The organism is Pedobacter xixiisoli, from assembly GCF_900215335.1.
Taxonomy (GTDB): Bacteria; Bacteroidota; Bacteroidia; order Sphingobacteriales; family Sphingobacteriaceae; genus Pedobacter; species Pedobacter xixiisoli.
This window is the reverse complement of record NZ_OCMT01000007.1, coordinates 1-2,778: the sequence shown is the minus strand read 5'-3', so window position 1 is coordinate 2,778 and position 2,778 is coordinate 1. Positions and strand designations below refer to the sequence as shown.

At 34.4% G+C, this 2,778-nt stretch carries 4 protein-coding genes; all 4 read left to right on the top strand.

Translation table 11 applies throughout. The features are described from left to right. On the top strand, window positions 1-1,001 hold a 1,001-nt coding region (locus CRO54_RS20985; protein ID WP_101749392.1), incomplete at its 5' end, for a DUF3289 family protein. 13 nt (window positions 1,002-1,014) lie between these two features. Further along, window positions 1,015-1,458, top strand: coding sequence for a hypothetical protein (locus tag CRO54_RS20980; protein WP_138765878.1), 444 nt, complete (start codon window positions 1,015-1,017; stop codon window positions 1,456-1,458). 270 nt (window positions 1,459-1,728) lie between these two features. Continuing rightward, window positions 1,729-2,172, top strand: coding sequence for a hypothetical protein (locus CRO54_RS20975; protein WP_097134073.1), 444 nt, complete (start codon window positions 1,729-1,731; stop codon window positions 2,170-2,172). 113 nt (window positions 2,173-2,285) lie between these two features. Beyond that, window positions 2,286-2,486 (top strand): hypothetical protein, encoded by a 201-nt coding sequence (locus tag CRO54_RS20970; RefSeq protein ID WP_138765877.1) that lies wholly within the window; start codon window positions 2,286-2,288, stop codon window positions 2,484-2,486. Window positions 2,487-2,778 lie beyond the last annotated feature (292 nt).

Genomic DNA, 2,778 nt, shown 5'->3' with positions numbered 1-2,778 from the left:
AGGGACTCGACATTTCTATAGGTGTACTTTCAATAGCACAGAAGTTAAATCTTAGCCAGCAAGAAGCATTATTTTTAGAAAGCCGTCAGGATATAGTGGGAGCAATTGACAATTATCTTGGTTCATACCCTATATCAGAAGACAATATTGCATTTGCCAAATGGGCAGTAGGGTATTTAAGGCTCAATACTGGGTTTGACTATCATATCTTTTTTGATGCTAATGAATTTTCTGGGATAAATAATCCTCCTGCTAATATTACAGAAGAACCATTAATAAACAATGGTATAACAATTAACGAAGTACTCGTGGGGGCGCCACAAAACCAAAATAGAGTAATTGGTAGTGCTCAAAAAAGGCATGGTAATAACCCAGAAGATTTGCAATATGGAACAAACGGGAATACTTCGGGTATCTACGCTTTTATGTTAAGTATGAATGACCAAACGTTATTTAACTCTATGAGATCACTATTATGGCAAACATCTGTTTTGAGCCCCGAGATGCGTAACGTAACCGAGCAAATGGCCAATAGATTTCATAATAACATAGGCGGAATTTTTGAAAATGCTACACTTACCGCACAAGTTAAACAATCGGTGCAGTATCAGAATTTTTTAAAAACATTTGGAGCAAAATTGGGTGAAAGACTAACCTTGGTAAATGGAGATATTAATCAAGTAATTAAATTAGAAACAAATGATTATAGACCAATATTTAATAGTGCTTGGAATAAATTTTCAGGTTTACAGATAGCCATTAACGACACGGAAGAGCACGAAATAAAGTTGCTTAACTTTAGAAAAGAAGGTGGTGTGTTATGGTACGCAGATGTAGAGGTAACAATTTATGATAATTTTGGGTTAGACAAACATGATGCATTACATTATCAGGCTAGCCATCCTGGCTTTGCTGCTTGGTGGTTGTTGCAGCATACTAGAAACTATAAACCATTTGTAACCAAAGTTGTAATTAAAAGCGGTATTGGTGGTAGGTACTAAATTTTAAATGACCATGAAAAGAAATGTATTTGTTTTGATGTTCTTGAGCCTGTTTATGGCCTGTGAGCAAAAGCCTTTGCAGTTTGAGAAACTAGAACAGTTTTCAAGAATAGACACTATGTCAGACAATGGAAAACCTTATTATTACAAAACGGATATTTATATAGTAAAAAAATACAAAGATAACTTTCAAAATGAGCGGACTGTTGACAGTTTTGCCTATAAAAATAGAGCAAAAGATCTAGGTGATTATTCGAGTTACAATATAGAAATGTATAAAAACTCAAGCGAAACGAACATAGATAATTTAAAAAAGAATCCCAAAGATTTTGATAATTATACATTCATAAATGATATGATATATATATATAGTTGGGGTGGCGGAAAATGGTCTGGAAAAATGAAATTCAAAGGAAGAGAAACTGTGGAAGCACAGCCAATGATAAGGGAAGATTGAGGTTCGCTAACTGGTTTAAGTGTTCGCTTAGCGGTCACTCAAATCTAAAATTAGAGACGAAAACTTTATCCATAAACAAAGTGGTATCGAAGTTTTGTAGCTAGTTATATTCCGGTCTGGAGACCTTGGTTTTTAAGCTAGATTTAAGTGATCTTTCAGAACACTTAAACCAGAGGGGGGCTGTTGCAACATACCAGAGGATATAAGCCGTTTGTAACAAAAGTTGTAATCAAAAGTAGCATTGGGGGTAGATATTAAAAAACAATAATTATGAAAAAAAATATAGGTATACTTATTTTAGTCTTGTTCATTTTCGCTTGTGAGCAAAAGTCATTGGAGTTTGAGAAACTCGAACAATTCTCAAAGATTGATACAATTCCAGACAATGGAAAACCTTATTATTATAAAAAGGATATTTATATAGTCAAAAACTACAAGGATAATCTCCAGAATGAGAGAACTGTAGATAGCTTTGCATATAAGAACAGGGCAGAGGATTTGGGAAGATATGCTGGTTATAAAATAGTTCTTTATAAACACTCGTATGCGACCAACGTTGAGAATCTCAAAAAAAATCCAAAAGATTTTGACAATTATACCTTCATAAACGACATGATATATATATATGACTGGGGTGGAGGGAAATGGTCTGGAAAAATGAAATTCAAAGGAAGAGAAACTGTGGAAGCACAGCCAATGATAAGGGAAGATTGAGGTTCGCTTTGCTGCTTGGTGGTTGTTGCAGCATACTAGAAACTATAAACCATTTGTAAACAAAGTTGTAATTAAAAGCGGTATTGGTGGTAGGTACTAAATTTTAAATGACCATGAAAAGAAATGTATTTGTTTTGATGTTCTTGAGCCTGTTTATGGCCTGTGAGCAAAAGCCTTTGCAGTTTGAGAAACTAGAACAGTTTTCAAGAATAGACACTATGTCAGACAATGGAAAACCTTATTATTACAAAACGGATATTTATATAGTAAAAAATTACAAAGATAACTTTCAAAATGAGCCCCAACTGGTTTAAGTCTTCCGCAGGGGGACTTAAATCTAACGATGAAACCGAAGACTTCGTCTGGTAATAGTAGAAGTTAGGAAATAATTAGCAAAAACAAGCAGGAGCTATATTTCGGTCTGGAGACCTTGGTTTATAAAGAAGATTTAAGTGATCTTTCAGAACACTTAAACCAGAGGGGGAATTTTTCGTTCCTAACTTTCTAATAGCCAAACTATAAACCTATGAAATTATTTTGTTCTCAAAGGAGTATTCTCCTTTGCGTGGCTATACTCGCCATCGCAGTTCTCTTTAATTCTTGCCG

What these genes read in the sequence shown, in the direction of transcription:
- CRO54_RS20970 (WP_138765877.1), top strand. Translation starts at nt 2,286, where the DNA reads ATGAAAAGAAATGTATTTGTTTTGATGTTCTTGAGCCTGTTTATGGCC.
- CRO54_RS20980 (WP_138765878.1), top strand. Translation starts at nt 1,015, where the DNA reads ATGAAAAGAAATGTATTTGTTTTGATGTTCTTGAGCCTGTTTATGGCC.
- CRO54_RS20975 (WP_097134073.1), top strand. Translation starts at nt 1,729, where the DNA reads ATGAAAAAAAATATAGGTATACTTATTTTAGTCTTGTTCATTTTCGCT.